This is a genomic window from Streptomyces sp. NPDC020917, from assembly GCF_044333795.1.
Lineage (GTDB): Bacteria > Actinomycetota > Actinomycetes > Streptomycetales > Streptomycetaceae > Actinacidiphila.
Genome location: NZ_JBIRRR010000003.1, coordinates 19,300 through 36,505 on the forward strand (window position 1 = coordinate 19,300; position 17,206 = coordinate 36,505).

Sequence of the window (17,206 nt, forward strand, 5' to 3'; positions counted from 1 at the left end):
AGCTCCTGCGGTGTATCGGGCATCCGGCCAAACTACCGGGCCCGTCCGGCTCGCTCCGAGCCCTCACGGACCGGCAGCGGTCAGGACCAGGACACGAGTTCGTCGGACCCGCTCCTGGATCCGGTCGGCCCGGCGGCGAAGGCACCCGCCCACGTCGCGTGCACGATCGCGCTCCACACGGCCGGGGCGGACGAGTGGTCGGTACGCAGCGCGACGGCCATCACCACGTAGTTGCCGTAGTGCCGTACCACCCCCGCGGTCTCCTTCTTCCAGTCGATCGCGCCCCGTTCGGCGCAGGGCCGGTGGCCGACGCCCTGCGGAGGGCACCACAGCGTGGTGGGGTACTCCGACCCGTACAGCAGGCCGTACGCCCGATCGGCGTCGGCGGCGGTCGGAAAGGGAATGACCTCGACGCTGACCAGGATCGGGGAGTCACCGCCGGTGGTGCGGGTCTGCTCCAGGTAGTCGCCGGTCATCATGGTGGTGCAGCCGTTCGCTGCGAACTGCTGCCCGATCAGGGCCGTTCCGGACGCCTGGGAGCACGCGTGCGTGGCGCTGTACGACTGGAGGAACTCGGCACCGCCGGCGTCCTTGAACGCGGACGAGAGCAGGGCGGGCACGCTGAGCGGCAGCGCGGACGGCGAGGCGCTGGTCGTCGTCGGGGCCGGCGCCGGGGACGTGCTGGGCGCGGTGGTGTGCGGACCGCCGCCGCTGCCGGACGCGTGCCCCGACGGGCTGTGCCCGCTGGAGCCGGAGGCGTGCGCACCGCCGCCTTTCGCGTTCCCCTGCCCGAAAAGGTCGACGGACAGCGCCACGACGCCGAGGAGCAGAAGCACGCCGATCGCGGCGAGCGCCCTGCGCCGGGCGGGGTGGCCCACGCCGGGCCCCGTCGGCGGCCGGGTGTCCGACCACGTCATCTCGTAGGGCTGCGTGGCCGTCGAGCCGCCGTCCGGCTCACGCGGTGCGTCCTGGCCGTCGAGGGCGTCCATGACCTGGCGCAGCGGGATGCGCCGGGCGGGGTCCTTCGTCAGCATCGCGGCGGTCAGCCGGGCCAGGGGCTGGGGCAGCCCGGTGAGATCCGGTGCCTCGGTCAGGGTGCGGAGCACGATCTCCTCCAGCGAACCACCGCCGAACGGGGTCCGCCCGGTGGCCGCGTAGCACGCGACACAGCCGAGGGAGAAGACGTCGCTCGCCGTGCCGACGTGGTTGCCGCGCAGTTGCTCCGGCGACATGTACCCGCGGGTTCCGGCGACGGCGGTCTGGGGGTGCTGGGTGCCGTCGAGGGCGCGCGCGACGCCGAAGTCGATCAGCCGCACACCGTCGTCGGCGAGGATGATGTTGCTCGGCTTGAGGTCGCGGTGCACGATCCTGCCGCGGTGCACACTGGCCAGTCCTTCGGCCAACTGGGCCAGTACTGTGGTCAGTTCGTCGCCCTCCAGCGGCCCGCCCTGCTCGACCCGCTCGCGCAGCGTCGGCCCGGGCACGTAGGCGGTGGCCATCCACGGCTGCTCGGCGGCCGGGTCGGCGTCCACCAGCGGCGCGGTGTAGAGGCCGCCGACGCGCCGGGCCGCCTCGATCTCCCGTGCGAACCGCTCCCGGAACGCCGGGTCGTCGGCGAGGTGCTGGTGCACGAGCTTCACCGCGACCGCGCGCCCGGCCCGGGACCGGCCCAGCCAGACCTCCCCCATGCCGCCCCGGCCGAGCTTGCGTTCCAGCTGGAACGGCCCGACGCTCCGCGGTCCCATCCCACTCACCAGCCCCTGGGAGCCACCCGTGCCACGGACCGTCCGTCGCCGCCCACCAATAGGAACCGACGCCTCACCTTTCAACCCGGTTGCAAAAAGTGGAAGTTGGGCCTGAGGTGGTGACTGCTGCGGGTGGCCGGACGGACGGTGGCGTGCAGGCCAGGGGCGCGGGTGGCCGCAAGCCCCTAGGATCGACGGCCATGGTCGATTTCTATCCGCCGACAACTCCCTACGATTCCGGGCTCCTTGACACCGGCGACGGCAACCGCCTCTATTACGAGCAACTCGGCAACCCCGAGGGGAAGCCCGCCCTGGTCGTCCACGGCGGACCGGGGGCCGGTGCCGTGCGGCGGGCGACGAGGGCTTGGGACCCCGGGGCGTACCGGATCATCCGCTACGACCAGCGCAACTGCGGGCGCAGCACCCCGCATGCGAGCGATCCGGCCGCCGACATGAGCCTCAACACCACGCGGCATCTGGTCGACGACATGGAGCGGCTGCGCGAGCATCTCGGTGTCGAGAAGTGGCTGCTCAACGGGGCCTCCTGGGGCCCGACGCTGATCCTGGCCTACGCGGAGCGGTACCCCGAGCGGGTCACCGAGATCGTGATCCAGGCGGTGATGACGAGCCGCCGCTCGGAGATCGAGTGGCTCTACCGCGGCGCCGGGCGGTTCCGCCCCGAGGCGTGGGACCGGTTCCGCGAAGGCGTTCCCGAGGACGAGCGGGACGGCGACCTGCTCGCCGCCTACGCGCGGCTGATGGAGAGTCCCGACCGCGCGGTGCGCGAGAAGGCCGCCGCCGGCTGGCTGGCCTGGGAGGACGCGGTCATCACCGGCGAACCCAACGGCGTGCCGGGCATGTACAGCAACCGCGAGATCGACGCACGCATCGCGTTCGTGCGCATCTGCGCGCACGTCTTCAGCAACGGCGCCTGGCTGGAGGAGGACCAGCTGATCCGGAACGCCCACCGGCTGGCCGGGATCCCGGGAGTGATCGTGCAGGGCCGGCACGACATGGGCTGCCCGGTCCAGACGGCGTGGGAGCTGGCGAAGGCATGGCCGGGCGCGCGGCTGCACATCATCGAGGATGCCGGGCACGCCGGAAGCGACGCCGCGGGTCAGGTGGTCCGGGACGCCATCGAGGAGTTCAAGGACCGCTGACCCCGCAGTGCGGGAAAGGCGGTGGCCGCACGCCGTCGCGCCCGAACGCGACGGCCGGCCTCCCCTGCCGCACGGACTCAGATCGTCCGGCGGACTCATCCCGTCCGGCGGAGGAGGCACCCCGTCCTCTCCCGGCCACAGCACATGATCGCGACTTTGCCATCTCTTTACAGCACGGCCCCCCAGCGGGTCGTCTCTCCGTCTGGTTGCACACCGCAAGCAGCCCGGCGCCCGCACCTCGGCGCGACCGGGCCGAACGACAGGAGAGTTCTCATGCGTGCACGGTCTTTCGTGACCGTCGTGGCCTGCGCCGGGGCGCTGGCCCTGGGCGGGGCCGGAACGGCCCTCGCGGACGGCGGTTCGCCGACGCCGACGCCTTCGACCGGTGCTGGTGGCAGCCCGACCGCCACCCCGGCCCCCACCGCCTCCAGCGGCACCGGCACCGGCACCGGCAGCACTCCGACGCCCGTCGCGTCCCCCACCGTCGACAAGGGCGCCACCGCGGCTCCCTCGGACAGCGGCAAGCAGGTCACCGCGGTGCCCGCGGGTGCCCCGAACACCGGTGTGCCGGCGCCGGCTTCGGGGTCGAACGCGGCGGAGACGGGCGCGCTGGCCGCCGCGGGGGTGCTCGTCGTCGGTGCGGGCTCGCTGGCCCTGCGGCGCCGCAGGCTCCAGGGCCGGGGCTGACCCGTGCGGACGTCCCGGCCGACCGCGCCCACCACCTTCGTCGCGGCTGCCGCTCTCGCAGGGCTGCTCGCCGGGTGCGGTGCCGCGCCGAGCGCGGCACCCGCGGCGGCCGGGCGGCCGACTCCCTCTGCTTCCGCAGGAGTTGACGACCCCGCACCCGGCGGCACGGCGGGGCCGGCACCGGCCGCCCGCTCGGTGCCCGTGCGGCTGCGGGTCCCGGACATCGACGTGGACACCCCGGTGACGGGTCTGGGTCTGGCAGCGGACGGGACCGTCGAGGTGCCGCCGGTCCGGGCGCACTCCCCTGCCGGCTGGTACCGCGGTTCCCCCACGCCGGGGCAGCTCGGGCCTTCGGTGCTCCTGGGGCACGTCACCGTCGGACGCTACGGGGACGGCGTGTTCCTGAAGCTGTCCCGGTTGAAGCCGGGGGCCCGGGTCGTCGTCGGCCTGCGCGACGGCGTCACCACCACGTTCACGGTGGACGCGGTACGCACCGTCGCCAAGGACCGGTTCCCGACCCGGGCGGTCTACGGGAACACCGACCGGCCCGAACTGCGGCTGATCACCTGCGGCGGCCCGCGATCCGGCAGCGGCTACCTCGGCAACGTCATCGTCTTCGCGTCGCTGACCGCCGTGACGCCCCCTGCCTGACGCCCGCCGCCTGACGCCCGCCGCCTGACTTTCGCCACGGAGCGACCCCCGCCCCGACGCCTGCCTCGCGACGCCCAGCGCCGTGGGGCCGACCCGCAGCCGAACCCTTCACCTGGAGCACGTTGAGCCAGTCCAAGGACCGGGCAGCCGCCGAGCTGTTCGCCGCCCTGTACGCCGACCTCGCCGGCTGGTGCCGCCGCCTGGTCGACGACGACGGCACGGCCCACGAGATCGCGTCCGAGGCGTTCGCCCGCCTGTGGCTGCGGTGGAGCAACGTCGAGGAGCCCCGCGGCTTCCTCTACGTGACCGCGGCGAACCTGGTACGCGACCACTGGCGCAGGATGGAGCGCGAACGCCGGGCGCTGCGCCGCGCCGGCACCGAGGCCACCCTGGCTCCGCGCGAGCCGGGCGCCGAGACCTCGGTGCCGGTGCGGCTGATCGTGCAGTCGATGCCCGAGAAGCTGCGGACCGTCGTCCTGCTGTACTACTTCGCCGACCTGCCGGTCAGGGAGATCGCGTCCCTGACCAAGCGCAAGGAGGGCACCATCAGGGGCGATCTCCACGCCGCCCGGGAGTATCTGCGCGCCGTACTGGGAGAACGTTGTGATCACACGCATTGAGCACTGGGAGGAACCCGGTGACGAGGAACTGGCCGCACGCCTCCTGGAAGGCCACGTGCGGCTGGCCGCGCCTCCCGGCACCTTCGAACGGATCCGCCGCCGCACCAACCGGCGGCGCGCGCTGCGCCAAACCGCGGCGACCGGAGCGGCGGCCGCGCTCGTCGCCGCGGCGACGTTCCTGCTGTGGCCCACCACAGCCGCGCCGGGCCCCGTTCCCCAGGCCCCGCTCGCCCCGCCCACGGCCACACGCTCGCCCGCGCCCGCGACCCCCTCGCCAACCCGCGCCGCACCGACCCCCTCGGCGACACCCCGCGACACGGGCACCCCCGACGGCACCACCAGCACGCCGACCACCTCGCCGGTCTCGCGCCCGTGACGCACACATACGGAGCCCGCCCCGGCGGATCGCGCCTTGACGCCGGCAGCGACCGGCAACTCCTTCCCGGCTGAAGCCTCCCAGCCCCCTTCGTTTTCGCCTCAGGGCGGGCTGGGGGGCGCGGGCGCCGAGCCCCCGCCCCGCAGCTGCTGCCACAGGCCGACCACAGCAGCGATCTGCGCCAGCGCGAAGGCGGCCTGTACGGAAGTCGAGCGCGGTTGGTAGACGGACAGCAACAGGCCGGAGGTGGAGCGCCAGTACGGGCGATCGCGTTTGAAGGTCTCGCGGTCCATCGCCATACCTGTCAGCGTCAGTATGGGCAGCAGGGCCGCCACGCTCAGCAGCCATGACCGGTCAGGATCCGTCCTGAGCACATAGGTGATCCAGCTGTCGGCGGCCACCGGCAGGAGCAGTACCAGCCACATGGCCAGCGCACGGGTGTATCCGCGCCGGCCGGGAAGCACACGGTGCATCGCGCCGAGGAAGAATCCGGCCGAGGCCCAGGTGAACTCCAGGCTGATGAAGTCGATGAGGATCTCCGGCAGCCCGAATCGCGTGCCCAGCAGGGAACTCCAGGCGGACGCATCGGTATTGGCCACCGTGAGGACCAGCACGGCTGCGGGGAGCCCCGCGACGGCGGCGACACGGGCCGCGTACAGGGCGTTGCCCCGCCATGTCGGCCGTGGCCCAACCTCAGTGGTCGCGGTGCCGGCGAACGGGCCGGTCAGGGTGCCGGGTTGCCTGCCCGCGTCCGGGGCGAACACGGCGAATGGAGTTCCAGCTCGAGCCTTCGCGATCCGGCACCAGCCCGCTCAAGTCACCAGGCGCGCCGGGCCGGGCGCACGGTCACCACCGCGCCGGCTCGCCTCAAAGCCGCCTCCGCCTTGGCCGCGGTATCGGCGCCGGCCGCCTCCAGAACCGGCCGGGGCGGCGTGTCGACAAGATCCTTGGCTTCCTTCAACCCGAGCGACGTCAGCTCACGAACGACCTTGATGACCTCGATCTTCTTCTTCCCCGCAGACTCCAGGACGACGTCCAGCAGGGCTGCGGCATCGCGCCACCCCATCCGCTGGACCGGGCGCACCGTCACCGACGCGCCGGCTCGCCTCAAAGCCGTCTCCGCCTTGGCCGCGGTATCGGCGCCGACCGCTTCCAGAACCGGCCGGGGCGGCGTGTCCACAAGATCCTTGGCCTCCTTCAACCCGAGCGACGTCAACTCACGAACGACCTTGATGACCTCGATCTTCTTCTTCCCGGCAGACTCCAGGACGACGTCGTAGCCCTCCGCCCCTTCCCTGTGACCGTACTGCGTCGGCGAGTTGGTGATGTCCACACGGGTGGCGGGCAGCGTGGACGGCAGACTCAGGGCCGCGATCGCGGCACTTGCGTCCGGGCGGTGTTCGGGCCGCTTGGCCAGCAGCCGCTCGATCAGCCCGGTCAGTGGGCCCGCGTTCCGCAGGGGTGGATGCGGCTCGAAGGCCACCGCCGCCATGATCGCCATCGCCGACGGCCGGCGGAACGGCGAGGTTCCCTCGACCGTCTCGAACAGCGTCGCGCCGAGCGAGAAGAGGTCCCCTGCCGGTTCGTCCGCGGCAGGGGTCGCGCCGAAACGCTCGGGAGCCATGTACTCCAGGGTGCCGATGACCATGCCGGTCGAGGTGATTGAGGTGTCGCCGTGCTGCTTCGCGATTCCGAAATCGGTCAGCAGCACCTGGCCGTCGGCGGTCAGCATGATGTTGGCCGGCTTGACGTCCCGGTGCACGATCCCGAGGCGGTGCGCGGCCCTGAGCGCCGCCAGCACGCCGAACGCGATCGCGGCGGCCCGTTCCGGTTCGAGGCGGGTGCGCCGTTTGAGCTCCTCTGCCAGGGACACACCGTCGACCAGGCGCATCACCACCCACGGCAGGCCGTCCTCGGTGACCACGTCGTACACGGCCACCACGTTCGGCTCGTTGCGCAGCGCCGCGGCGTTGCGCGCCTCGCGCTCCGCCCTGGCGACGAGCTCGGCCCGCGCGGTCGCGGAAGTGTACGGGTCGATCCTGATGCGCTTGATCGCCACCAAGGCGTTCAGGCGCTCGTCGTGCGCCCGCCACACCTCGCCGAACCCTCCGGCGGCGATGAGGTCCAGCAGCCGGTAGTGACCACCGATCAACCGCTCCGCCACAAGAGCCCCTCCGTCATGGGTATTTGACATTGCCAGCAGCGTACGTCGCGGGCGCGACGGGGTGTGGGGTTCCCGGATGACGAGCCGTGGGCGGGCGCCCGGCCGTCGCCGCGCGCGGCACTACGCTGCCCGCTATGGAAGCGACGCTGACGCTCAACTACCCGGCCCCGATACCGGCGGGACACGAGATCGAAGTGACCGAGTTCGCCGACACCCGGCCGGAGAAGAAGCGCAACAGCTGGAACCCGGCGTGGGACCAGCCCTTCCGGCACCCGGTGATCCTCGACGTCACGACCAACATCCGGTACCTGAACCACATGCACGTCCGGCGCGGGGACAACGGCGGCAACAGCTTCGTCCCGAACGACTACCCGCTCGAACCGCGCACCGACCTCCCCGTCAGGCGGGTCTACCGGGCCCGGGTCAAGGAGTGCGCGATCGTGATGGTGGAGGGGCTCGACCACCAGCACACCAAGCTCGTCGTCGACGTCATCGGCCCGGCACCGGCGGCGGCCGGCGAACCGGAGGACCGCCGCCCCTACTGACCCACGCGTTCCACTCGCCGGGTGCGGGTGGCCCCCGTCTGCCTACCCGCTGCCGGCCGTGCCGCCGGCGCATCCCTCCGCCTCCGCCAGGTACCGCGCCACCGGGCCCAGCGTCAGCAATCCGCTTGCTGCGCCGGCGTGTTCCGCGCGGGCGTCGCGCAGGGCGGCCGCGGCCTGCGCGGCGGCCTCGCGCTCGCCGAGGCGGACGGCGGCGCGGGCGGTCAGGCACCACATGGCCTCCTGCAGGTGGTCGCGCGGCGGTTCGGGCACGGCGGCGAGTGCGGTGCGGGCCTCCTCCGCCCGGTCCTGGGCGAGCAGCAGGAGCGGGCGCGCCCACGGCCGGTACGGGCCCCAGTCGAGGCGCGGATCGGTGGGCGCGGGCCGGTCGTGCAGCAGGCGCAGCCCCAGGAGGGCGAGCGGGAACAAGCCGCGGTGCAGCCCCGGCATCCCGGCCGTCCGCAGGGCGTCCTCGGCTGCGCGGTACTGCGCCGCGGCCGTCGCGGCGCCGGGCCCGCCGGCTCCGGTGCTGCGGGCGGCCGCGGCACGGGCCCGGAACCACGCGGTGAGGACGGGGACCAGGGGCGCCTCGGTGGTGGCGGCGATCCGCTCGGCGGCTTCGGCGTGCGCGGTGGCGGCGTCGAGGTCGCCGAGGGCGGAGGCGGACTGCAGGCGGACGAACCGGCCGAGGACGGCGAAGTTGGGCAGCTCGTGCCGGGTGGCCAGGTCGAGGATCTCGGCGCCGATCGTGTCGCGTGCCGCCGCGAGCCCGGGGCGGGTGAAGGACTGCAGGAACACCCCGTTGAGGGCGAAGGCCAGCAGCGCGGGGTCGGCCAGTTGGCGGGCCAGCGACTCGGCGTGGAGTGCCGCCTGCCGCGCGCGCTTCAGCTCGGTCCCGGACAGATCGGCGCTGCGGCTCTCGACGGCGATGGTGGCCAGCAGGCGGGCGGACAGGTCGGCGGGGGCGCCGGGGCCGAGCGCGGTGAGTGTACGTTCGGCCGCCGCGACGACGGCGCGGGACTGCTCGGGATCGTCGGCCCGGCTCCACAGGGCGGGCACGTCGTAGGCGCCGATGATCCGGGCGGTCAGGGACAGGTCTCCGGTGCGTTCCGCCGCCTGGACGGCGGCGAGCCGGTCGCGCCTGGAGTGGACGAGGGCGTCGCCGCCCGCCAGGGCGAGCGTACGGGCCAGTTCGACGGTGGTGCGCGGGCCGAGCCGGACACCAGGGGCGGTCCAGGCGGTGCGCGCGCCTTCGCCCGGCCCGGACCCGGTGAGGATGTCCCGCTCCAGCCTTCGGAGTTCGGCGCCGGGGTCGAGTCCGAGTCGGTCGACGAGCATCGCGCGGGCTTTGCGGAGGGTGGCCAGCGCGTCGGCCTGGCGGCCCGCCGCGTGGAGCGCGCGGGCGAGCAGCCCCCAGGCCGGCTCGCGCCACGGATGTTCGGCGACATGTGCGCCGAGTTCGGCGACGAGATCGGCCCCCGTCCCGGAGTCGAGGAGGATGCGGGCGCGCAGTTCCACCGCCTCCAGCCTCAGTTCCTCCAGGCGGGTCCGTTCGCGCTGCGCCCAGGCGGAGCCGGGCACGTCGGCGTAGGCGGGTCCGCGCCAGGCGGCGAGTGCCGCGCCGAGATCGGTCACCGCACCGGGGTCGCGCCGGGCGCGGGCCAGCGTGTCCTCGAAGTGGTGGACGTCCACGTCCTCGCGCGGCAGGCGCAGCGCGTAGCCGGGGCCTTCGGTGACGAGGACGCGCGGCGGGTCGCGGGGCGGCCGGTCGGGTTCGAGGGCGCGGCGCAGCGCGGCGACGAAGGTGCGCAGCGCGCCGACGGCGCGGGCCGGCGGGTCGGTCCACAGGTCGTCGACGAGGGTGTCGGTGGGGACCATCCGTCCCTCGGCGGCGACGAGCCGGGCGAGTACCTCACGGTGGCGGGGTCCGCCCAGGTCGACCGTGCCGCCGTCGTCGCGGAGGGCGCGCACGGAACCGAGCACGTCGATTCGCATGCCCCCATCCTGCGTGCCGGGGGCCGGCCGCGGCCAACCGTACTGATCGGCTGCTGATCGCCGTCGCCCACTCTGGTCCCGTCAGTCCCCCACCAGAAAGGTACGGCCCTTCATGAAGCTCACCCTTCCCGGCTTCGACCACCTCCGCCTGCCCGGTGCGGACGGGGTGGAGCTGGCTGCCGCCGTCGGCGGCAGCGGCAGCCCGGTCGTGCTGCTGCACGGTTTTCCGCAGACCCACCTGATGTGGCGGCACGTCGCCGAGCGGCTCGCCGGCGAGCACACGGTGATCTGCCCCGACCTGCGGGGCTACGGCGCCAGCGGCAAGCCGGCGGCCACCGGCCCGCAGGTCTACGCCAAGCGCACCATGGCCGCGGACGTCGTGGCCGTGGCGGCGGCGCTCGGCCACGACCGCTTCGCCCTCGTCGGGCACGACCGGGGTGCGCTGGTCGCCTTCCGCGCCGGGCTGGACCACCCGGAGGCCGTCACGCACCTGGGCATGCTCGACATCGTGCCGACGCTCGACATGTGGAACGTCCTGCACGGCGTGTCGGCCGCGGTCGGCTACCACCTCTTCCTGATGGCGCAGCCGCCCGGCCTGCCCGAGGCGATGATCGCGGGCAGCGCGGACGCGTTCTTCGGCTCGTTCCTGGACGCCTGGGCCGGCGACCCGGCCGCCATGCCGCCGGACGTGCGCGCCGCGTACCTGGCGGCGAGCGCCGCGGCGGTGCCGTCGATCGTCGCGGACTACCGGGCCTCGGCGGGCATCGACGTCGCGCACGACCAGGCGGACCTGGACGCGGGGTCGCAGCTCGCGATGCCGGTGACGGTCGTCCAGCAGGACTGGGGGGCGCAGCTGGGCTACGACGCCGCCGCGGTGTGGAAGGCGTGGGCGCCGGACCTGGACCACCGCCTGACCCGGGCGGGGCACTTCATGGCCGAGGAGGCACCCGACGAGGTGGCGGCGGCGATCCGGGGCCTGCTGGCGCGCTGAGCCCGCGGGCGCAGCCGCCGGACGTCACGGTGCCCTGGCCGCGGAGAAGGTCAGGAGGTGCTGGAGGCGGCGCGCCAGGCGGCGGGGGCAGGCCCGTCTGGCGGCGGAAGAACGTGGTGACGTTGGCGACGTCGAGGAAGCCGAGGCGCCGGGCGCGGCTGCCGGCGGGCAGGTCGGTGTGGGCGAGCAGTCGCTTGGCCTCCAGGAGATGCCGGGGGTCGTAGAACGCGGTCAGGTGGAGCATGGGCCGGGCCGGGCCGGCAGGAAGGTCATGCCGGTGCTCCGGGGTGCGTTCCGGTCGGTGCGATTGCGGCGTCCAGGGCGCACCGGGCCTCGTCGATCAGCCGGACGGATCGGGGGAAGTCCCTGAGTTCGGCGGCGAGGACGTCCAGGGCCGGGCGCAGGGACCTGGCCGGGACGTGGCGCGCGGCGAGGATCTCCGCGGTCCAGGTGATGAAGGCGGAGAACAGATCGCCGTCGTCGCAGTAGAGGGCCGCGGTCAGGAACTCCACGATGTGCGCGAGGTCCTCGGCGGTGTGCTCGCGCTGCCGGGCGGTATAAGAGGCCATCGCCGGAACGTCGGACTCCAGTTGGGTGAGGACGTCCTTGACGAGTGCCTGCCGGGCGCGGACGACCAACGTGTACTCCTGGTCGGCGAGATGGGGCAGGTCGTCGATCTGCTGCCGTCCGGCGGCCAGGTCCGGGCCAGGGATGCCGGCAGCGAGTTCCCGCGCGGCCGCGCGGGCGTCGGCGGCCCAGGCGTTCGCGCCGAGCAGCCGGGCGTTGCGGCCGTCGGGCCCGAAGGCCGCGCCGCCGGCGATGACCGGTATACCGATGGCCTGGCAGCCGGTGATCGCGGCATGGGCGGCGGGCAGCCGGGTGGGGATCGACGAGGACAGCGCGACCGCGTCCGAGCCACTGGCATGGAGGTGGGCGATGAGGTGCGGGGTGGGCACCTGGGCACCCAGGAAGTCGACCTGCCACCCTCTCAGGACGAGGACCTCCGCGAGGAGGCGCGCCGGAAGGACGTGCCATTCCTGGTCCACGCACGCCACGGTGACGCGGCCCCGGGTGGGGGTGACGCGAGCGGCCCGATGGTGGGCGAGGACGGCGATGACGCGCTCGGTGATGGCGCTCGCGGCGTGTTCCTGCGTGACGCTCAGGCGGTTGGCGGCCCACTCGGTGCCGACCTTCGCCTGCAGCGGAGCCAGGAGTTCCAGCAGGACCGTCTCGGCGTCCACGCCTTCGTCCAGCGCGCCGAGGACGAGGCCCGCCGCGCGGTGCTCGTCCCGGCTGATCACCGCGCCCCACAACTGGTCGCGCAGCGCGGGGAGCGGGTCCGGTGCGGTGGATTCCACGGTCATATCGTGTATCTGCCCCGGGTGTGCCCGTCCACCGCAGTGAGACGCGTGGTGCGGGGGGCGGTGATGGCCACCAGCGCCATGTCGTCGTGGCTGCCGTTGTGCAGCCACTGGGAGGCGAGCATCTGGATCCGCTCGACGACCGCCTCCGCGGGCAGGTCGGCGCACCCGGACAGGGCCTGCTTCAGTCGCTCGTCCCCGAACATCTCGCTGCCGAGCGGGCCCCCGCGCGCCTCGGTGAAGCCGTCCGTGTGGAGCAGGCACGTCTCGCCCGGCTGGAGGACGACCTGCGCGGAGTGCGCCTCGATGTCCGGGAGGGCGCCGATCAGGGTGCCGCGGGTCGGCACCTCCTCGACGCTGCCGTCCAGGCGCACCACCAGAGGGGCGGGGTGGCCGGCCGAAGTCAGCCGCAGCCGCACCTCGTTGCCGTCCCGCTGCACCGAGGCCAGCACCATGGTCGCGAAGCGGGTGTGGTGGGAGTTGAGCAGGGACCCGTTGAGGAGTTCCAGAATCCGTGTGTGGTCGTCGATCAGCGGCGTCAGCGCCTGAAGGGTGCTGCGGATCCTGCCCGTCAGCACGGCCGCGTCCAGCCCCTTGCCGCACACGTCACCCAGGACCACCAGCGAGGCGTCGGCGGAGGAGGGCCCGGGGTGGACGTCGTAGAAGTCGCCTCCCACCTGCTCACCGCTCTCGGCGGGGCGGTAGCCGCCGGCGAACTCGACGCCGTTCAGGCGCTGCAGGCGAGGCGGCAGCAGCTCGCGCATCAGCGTCCGGGTGATCGCGCTCTGCTCGCTGTACAGGCGGGCCGCGGACAGGGCGGCACCGGCCCGGGCGGCGAACAGCCGGGCGAAGACCTCCTCGCTCTCGCTGAACCGGGCCGGGTTGCCGCCGCGCAGCAGGATCAGGGCACCGGCGGGTATCCCGTGGCCGGGCAGCGAGGTGACGACGATCGATCCGATCGGCCCGGTGAATCCCCGGGGAAGCAGCCAGTCGGGCAGCAGGGCGCCGTCGATCCACCGCGAGGGCAGCGGCGGGAAACCCTGCAGCGCCTCGCTGAGACCGGGGAGGCTCGACGGATCGGCCGCGACCAGGTCACGGACGGCGTCGTGGCCCGCCATGGCGTGCACCACCGGCAGCTTGCCGCGGGACGGCGGTGCGACGACGACCGCCGCGTCCGCCAGGTGCTCGGCGGCCAGCCGCACGGTGGCCGCCATGCACCGGTCGGGATTCAGCGACGCCAGAAGGACGTTGGACGCCTCGACGAGGAAACCGGTGCGCTCGCGCTCGGTGGTGAGGGCCTGCTCGGCGAGCAGCCGGTCCGTGCCGTCGACGAGCCACCAGACGACCTCCCCTGCCTGGCTCCGGGTCGGGTGCGCCTCGAAACTGCGCACCCCGATCGGTCCCGCCGCCGCCGGGAGCGCCTCACCGGCGGTGCCTTCGGCCACCGGCACCCGCGCCCGCGGCACCGCGTCGGCGTGGGCCCGGGCAAGCCAGCCCGGCACGGCGTCCTTCATGCTCGCCCCGGGAACCGCCTCGCGCAGCAGCAGCCGGGCCGCGGGGTTGGCCCTGACCACGGTGCCGGCCCCGTCGGCGACCAGCACCGGGTACGGGGCCAGCGCCCACAAGCCGGACGTGGGACTCTGCCCGGCTCCTGCAATGGAATATCCCTCGACAGAGGCCATGAAAGGGGCCCGCGTGCCGCGAGCCGCACCAACTTTCCCAGGGGAGGCGAATCGTTTGCCGTGCGGCAACTATCTCTCACACGCACGTGCGATGACAACCCGCTCCCCCGCGCCCGCCCGCCAACACCGTTGCCGCCGGGGGCACTCACCACGCCACCCGGCGACGCCGCACCCCGGGAACCCGCGGCTCGGGACCTGACTCACTCCCCGTCAGGCCGGCCCGTCCAGTCCAGGCACATCACCAGGGCGTCGTCCGCGGCCGGCCCCGAACCGCGGTGACCCAGCAGGGCCTGCAGCATCGCCCGCGGCACCTGGGAAGCAGGCAGCAGACGCGTCTCGTTGATCGACCGCGCCAGCGCACGCAGGCTGTACTTCTCGCCACCCGGCGACAGCGCGTCGTAGACACCGTCGCTGATGAAGAGCAGGCGATCCCCCGGCGCGACGGTGAACCGCTGCGGCTCGTAGACGGTGTCCTCGAACATCCCCAGGGGCAGCTGCGCCTCGAGTTCGATCAACTCGACGGCCCCCTCCCGCACCCGCCAGATACGGGGCGAGCCCGCGTCGATGATCTCCACGTCCCCGGTCGGAAGATGGAAGTGGAGCAGCAGCGCCGACAGGTACTGGTCCCCCTGGTGCTGCCCGTAGACGGCCTGATCGGCCAGATAGGCCTGATCCCTCAACGACAGGCCGGCACGGCGGGCGTTGCGCAGGGCACTGACCGCGAGATTGGTCAGCAACGCCGCCTGTATCCCCTCGCCCATGCCGTTGTTCACCGTCACGTGCAGGTCGTCGGCCGAGGACGACCAGTCGAAGCTGTCGCCGAAAATGGCGTACGCCGGCTCGAGTTGAGCGCCGAGCGTGTACTCCGGCCGGGCGCACGCCCGGCCCGGCAGCAGCTGCCACTGCATCTCGGCCGCCAGGGTGAGCCGTTCGGCACGGCGCGCCTGCAGGAACAGATCGGTGTCCCGCTCGGCGACGACCAGCTCGTGCGCCAGCGCGTCCGCGCACTCCTGCAGCTCTTCGACGGTCCCGGCCGCCGGCCCGTCACCCTCCGGGTCCGGCAGCGTGACGCTCAGGATCCCCAGCCGGTCCCCGCGCACGCTGACCGGCAGATGCACCACGACCACGGCGGCCGCGTCATCGCGTTCCGCACACGGCTCCTGGGCGCCGAACGCACGGCCGGGAACGCTCGCGTGGACCGACAGCGGCGGACGCGTGTGCGGCAGCCTCTCCACCGGCTGCAGCCGGGTCATCGCGTAGTCCGCCATCAGCAGCTCCACCTTGCGGGCCCGGTGGCGGCGCTCGATCGCCGAGCGGATCACGTCGAAGATCTCGTGGGGCGGCGCGGCGCGAAGGCGACGCTCCACCGTCCCTGGTCTGTCCAACGCTATCGGTCCTACTTTCGTTGACATATCGTCGTCCAGGCGACTGCCGGATCGAACAGAGGGAACGAGCCCGAACGGCTCACTCGGGAGTGTCACATGAACGAGGCGCCGACCGCCCTGCACCAGCACACTTCCCATGACGTGACCGAGGTCGGAGAGGTCCTGGAACTCCTCGAACTGGCCTGGGAACGCGGCCGCCGCGAGTTCAGCACCGCCCCGCTGTCCGCCGCGCAGACCCGCGTGCTCTACGTCATCGAGCGCGAGCCCGGCATCAACCTGACCGGCCTCGGCCGGAGCCTGTCGGCGGCCGCCCCGTCCGTCACCCGCCTCTGCGACCGCCTCCAGGCAGCCGGATTCCTCCGCAGGGCCGCCGGAGCGCAGGACCGCCGCGAAGTGGAGCTGGAACTCACCGAGGCCGGCATCGCCCACCTGCAGACCATCAGGCACCGCCGCCAGCAGGCCCTGCACCGGGCCATGGGACGGATGGCCCCCGAAGCCCGGCAGGCACTGGCCGAGGGCCTCACGGCACTGAACGCCGCGGTGAGCGACCCCGCCCAGCCGTCCGGCCACGGCCGACGCGCCGGCTGACCGGCAGCCGCGGCCCGGCACCGGCACCGGCACCTGTACCGGCACGCCCTCAGTGCAGGATCTTCTCCTTGGCCTGCTGGAACTCCTCGTCCGACAGCCCTCCCCTGTCGTGGATCTCACTGAGCCTGGCCAGGTCGTCCACGTCACTCGTTCCGTCGCCGTGGGCGGTCTCCCGGATATAGGAGTCGAACTCCTCCTTCTGGACCCTGGCGTGCCGCGTCTCGCGCGCCCCCATCCCGCGACCGCGGGCCAGGACGTAGACGAACACGCCCAGGAACGGAAGCACGACCACGAAGACCATCCACCCGGCCTTGCCCCCACCGCTCATCGAGTCGTCCCGGACGATGTCGGCGATGACACGGAACAGCACTATCAGCCACACGATCCACAGGAAGACCCACAGGATCGTCAGGAAAACGCCGAGAACCGGATAGCTGGAGGCGAGATCGACGGTGCCGTTCATGGTGCTCACTCCTCGTGCAGAACGCCGCGGAGCCGCCACCCGCGGGCCGCCGCGAACGGCGGAGCACTCCGCACCTACCAGCCAACCGCCGGGGCGTGCCCGCGGACAGTGCCGAACGGCCCAGTCGAAGGGCACCGTCCCTCGGGGGCCGGCCCGTCGCCGCAGGGCCGGTCGGAAGGCACGAGGGGCCGGACGGCCCTACCCCGGTCGGACCCGGCTGGGTATGCCTGGAAGCGGGATGGTCCCCCCGGCGGTGGGGCCGGACGGCAACCGCCCCGCCGCCGAAGGAAGCGCTCCGGAAGGCAGGCACCTCATGACGCAGCAGACGGCGACCGCCGGACACACCAGGACATGGAACCTGCGGCTGGACATCTTCGAGACCGACCAGGACACCACGTCGGTCCACGCGGTCCTCGACACCGGCGACACCACCCTGGTCAGCCGGACCACCGCACACCGCAACCCCGACGACAGGCCGGTGCCCGAGATCGGCGACGAGTACGCGGCAGGCCGCGCCCTGCTGGCACTGGGCCGCCAGCTGCTCGACGCGGGGGCCGCCGACGCCGACGACAACGCACGCCGGACCGGGTCGTGACCCCGCGGAAGGCGCTGCGGGGACGCGTCCCCGGATGTCGGGGAGGGTGATCGGCGCCGGGGCCGGCGGCCGGGCCGGCCTCATCGCGTGGAGCGCATGCACCCGTTATTTTCTGTCACACCGGGAGGACGGGCGGGCGCTCCCGCCCCCTCCACCAGGCGATGACGTCATTCCCGGCCATGTCCGCATTCCTCCGCTGCC

The 17,206-nt window shown here is 73.3% G+C and carries 17 protein-coding genes; 9 read left to right on the forward strand and 8 right to left on the reverse strand.

What is annotated here, in order from left to right; translation table 11 throughout:
• Nucleotides 1-80 precede the first annotated feature (80 nt).
• Nucleotides 81-1,745, reverse strand: a complete 1,665-nt coding sequence (locus tag ACH4TG_RS07485) for a serine/threonine-protein kinase (RefSeq protein ID WP_398241223.1) — start codon at nucleotides 1,743-1,745, stop codon at nucleotides 81-83.
• A 200-nt stretch (nucleotides 1,746-1,945) separates the two neighbouring features.
• On the opposite strand from ACH4TG_RS07485, the gene pip reads away from it, so the two are divergent.
• The 5 genes from pip to ACH4TG_RS07510 all read left to right on the forward strand — a co-directional run bounded on the left by pip (nucleotide 1,946) and on the right by ACH4TG_RS07510 (nucleotide 5,239).
• Nucleotides 1,946-2,905, forward strand: coding sequence for a prolyl aminopeptidase (pip, locus tag ACH4TG_RS07490; RefSeq protein ID WP_398241224.1), 960 nt, complete (start codon nucleotides 1,946-1,948; stop codon nucleotides 2,903-2,905).
• A gap of 273 nt (nucleotides 2,906-3,178) precedes the next feature.
• Entirely contained in the window at nucleotides 3,179-3,592 is a 414-nt protein-coding gene (locus tag ACH4TG_RS07495) for a sortase-dependent protein (protein WP_398241225.1), read from the forward strand.
• Nucleotides 3,593-3,595: 3 nt separating this feature from the next.
• On the forward strand, nucleotides 3,596-4,243 hold the full coding sequence (locus tag ACH4TG_RS07500) for a class F sortase (protein WP_398241226.1): 648 nt from the start codon (nucleotides 3,596-3,598) through the stop codon (nucleotides 4,241-4,243).
• Between the two features lie 122 nt (nucleotides 4,244-4,365).
• Nucleotides 4,366-4,863: an RNA polymerase sigma factor gene (locus tag ACH4TG_RS07505; protein ID WP_398241227.1), complete on the forward strand. Its 498-nt coding sequence runs from the start codon at nucleotides 4,366-4,368 to the stop codon at nucleotides 4,861-4,863.
• The gene (locus tag ACH4TG_RS07510; protein ID WP_398241228.1) at nucleotides 4,847-5,239 is read left to right on the forward strand and encodes a hypothetical protein; all 393 of its coding nucleotides are present in this window, start codon (nucleotides 4,847-4,849) and stop codon (nucleotides 5,237-5,239) included. Before ACH4TG_RS07505 ends, ACH4TG_RS07510 begins: the two co-directional genes overlap by 17 nt.
• 101 nt (nucleotides 5,240-5,340) lie before the next feature.
• Here the strand turns inward: ACH4TG_RS07510 and ACH4TG_RS07515 are convergent, their stop codons facing one another.
• A complete protein-coding gene (locus ACH4TG_RS07515; RefSeq protein WP_398241229.1) occupies nucleotides 5,341-6,003 on the reverse strand; it encodes a DUF6185 family protein in 663 nt (220 codons plus the stop codon).
• A 53-nt stretch (nucleotides 6,004-6,056) separates the two neighbouring features.
• Nucleotides 6,057-7,403: a ribosomal protein L7/L12 gene (locus tag ACH4TG_RS07520; protein WP_398241230.1), complete on the reverse strand. Its 1,347-nt coding sequence runs from the start codon at nucleotides 7,401-7,403 to the stop codon at nucleotides 6,057-6,059.
• 134 nt (nucleotides 7,404-7,537) lie between these two features.
• On the opposite strand from ACH4TG_RS07520, the gene ACH4TG_RS07525 reads away from it, so the two are divergent.
• Nucleotides 7,538-7,948 carry a hypothetical protein gene (locus tag ACH4TG_RS07525; protein ID WP_398241231.1) on the forward strand — a complete coding sequence of 137 codons (411 nt, stop codon included), beginning with the start codon at nucleotides 7,538-7,540 and terminating at the stop codon, nucleotides 7,946-7,948.
• 42 nt (nucleotides 7,949-7,990) lie between these two features.
• Here ACH4TG_RS07525 and ACH4TG_RS07530 read toward each other — a convergent pair whose 3' ends face one another.
• Complete coding sequence (locus tag ACH4TG_RS07530; RefSeq protein ID WP_398241232.1) at nucleotides 7,991-9,940, reverse strand: BTAD domain-containing putative transcriptional regulator; 1,950 nt, start codon at nucleotides 9,938-9,940, stop codon at nucleotides 7,991-7,993.
• A 112-nt stretch (nucleotides 9,941-10,052) separates the two neighbouring features.
• Between ACH4TG_RS07530 and ACH4TG_RS07535 the strand changes: the two genes are divergently transcribed.
• Nucleotides 10,053-10,931 carry an alpha/beta fold hydrolase gene (locus ACH4TG_RS07535; protein ID WP_398241233.1) on the forward strand — a complete coding sequence of 293 codons (879 nt, stop codon included), beginning with the start codon at nucleotides 10,053-10,055 and terminating at the stop codon, nucleotides 10,929-10,931.
• Nucleotides 10,932-11,200: 269 nt separating this feature from the next.
• Here the strand turns inward: ACH4TG_RS07535 and ACH4TG_RS07540 are convergent, their stop codons facing one another.
• The 3 genes from ACH4TG_RS07540 to ACH4TG_RS07550 all read right to left on the reverse strand — a co-directional run bounded on the left by ACH4TG_RS07540 (nucleotide 11,201) and on the right by ACH4TG_RS07550 (nucleotide 15,359).
• Complete coding sequence (locus ACH4TG_RS07540) at nucleotides 11,201-12,295, reverse strand: B12-binding domain-containing protein (RefSeq protein WP_398241234.1); 1,095 nt, start codon at nucleotides 12,293-12,295, stop codon at nucleotides 11,201-11,203.
• On the reverse strand, nucleotides 12,292-13,974 hold the full coding sequence (locus ACH4TG_RS07545; protein WP_398241235.1) for a SpoIIE family protein phosphatase: 1,683 nt from the start codon (nucleotides 13,972-13,974) through the stop codon (nucleotides 12,292-12,294). Before ACH4TG_RS07545 ends, ACH4TG_RS07540 begins: the two co-directional genes overlap by 4 nt.
• A 200-nt stretch (nucleotides 13,975-14,174) precedes the next feature.
• Nucleotides 14,175-15,359 carry a PP2C family protein-serine/threonine phosphatase gene (locus ACH4TG_RS07550; RefSeq protein ID WP_398241236.1) on the reverse strand — a complete coding sequence of 395 codons (1,185 nt, stop codon included), beginning with the start codon at nucleotides 15,357-15,359 and terminating at the stop codon, nucleotides 14,175-14,177.
• A 96-nt stretch (nucleotides 15,360-15,455) separates the two neighbouring features.
• Here ACH4TG_RS07550 and ACH4TG_RS07555 point away from each other — a divergent pair, with 96 nt between their 5' ends.
• On the forward strand, nucleotides 15,456-15,947 hold the full coding sequence (locus ACH4TG_RS07555) for a MarR family winged helix-turn-helix transcriptional regulator (RefSeq protein WP_398241237.1): 492 nt from the start codon (nucleotides 15,456-15,458) through the stop codon (nucleotides 15,945-15,947).
• A 49-nt stretch (nucleotides 15,948-15,996) separates the two neighbouring features.
• Here the strand turns inward: ACH4TG_RS07555 and ACH4TG_RS07560 are convergent, their stop codons facing one another.
• Nucleotides 15,997-16,410 carry an SHOCT domain-containing protein gene (locus tag ACH4TG_RS07560; RefSeq protein ID WP_398241238.1) on the reverse strand — a complete coding sequence of 138 codons (414 nt, stop codon included), beginning with the start codon at nucleotides 16,408-16,410 and terminating at the stop codon, nucleotides 15,997-15,999.
• Between the two features lie 313 nt (nucleotides 16,411-16,723).
• Here ACH4TG_RS07560 and ACH4TG_RS07565 point away from each other — a divergent pair, with 313 nt between their 5' ends.
• Nucleotides 16,724-17,005, forward strand: a complete 282-nt coding sequence (locus ACH4TG_RS07565; protein ID WP_398241239.1) for a dsRBD fold-containing protein — start codon at nucleotides 16,724-16,726, stop codon at nucleotides 17,003-17,005.
• Nucleotides 17,006-17,206: the final 201 nt, after the last annotated feature.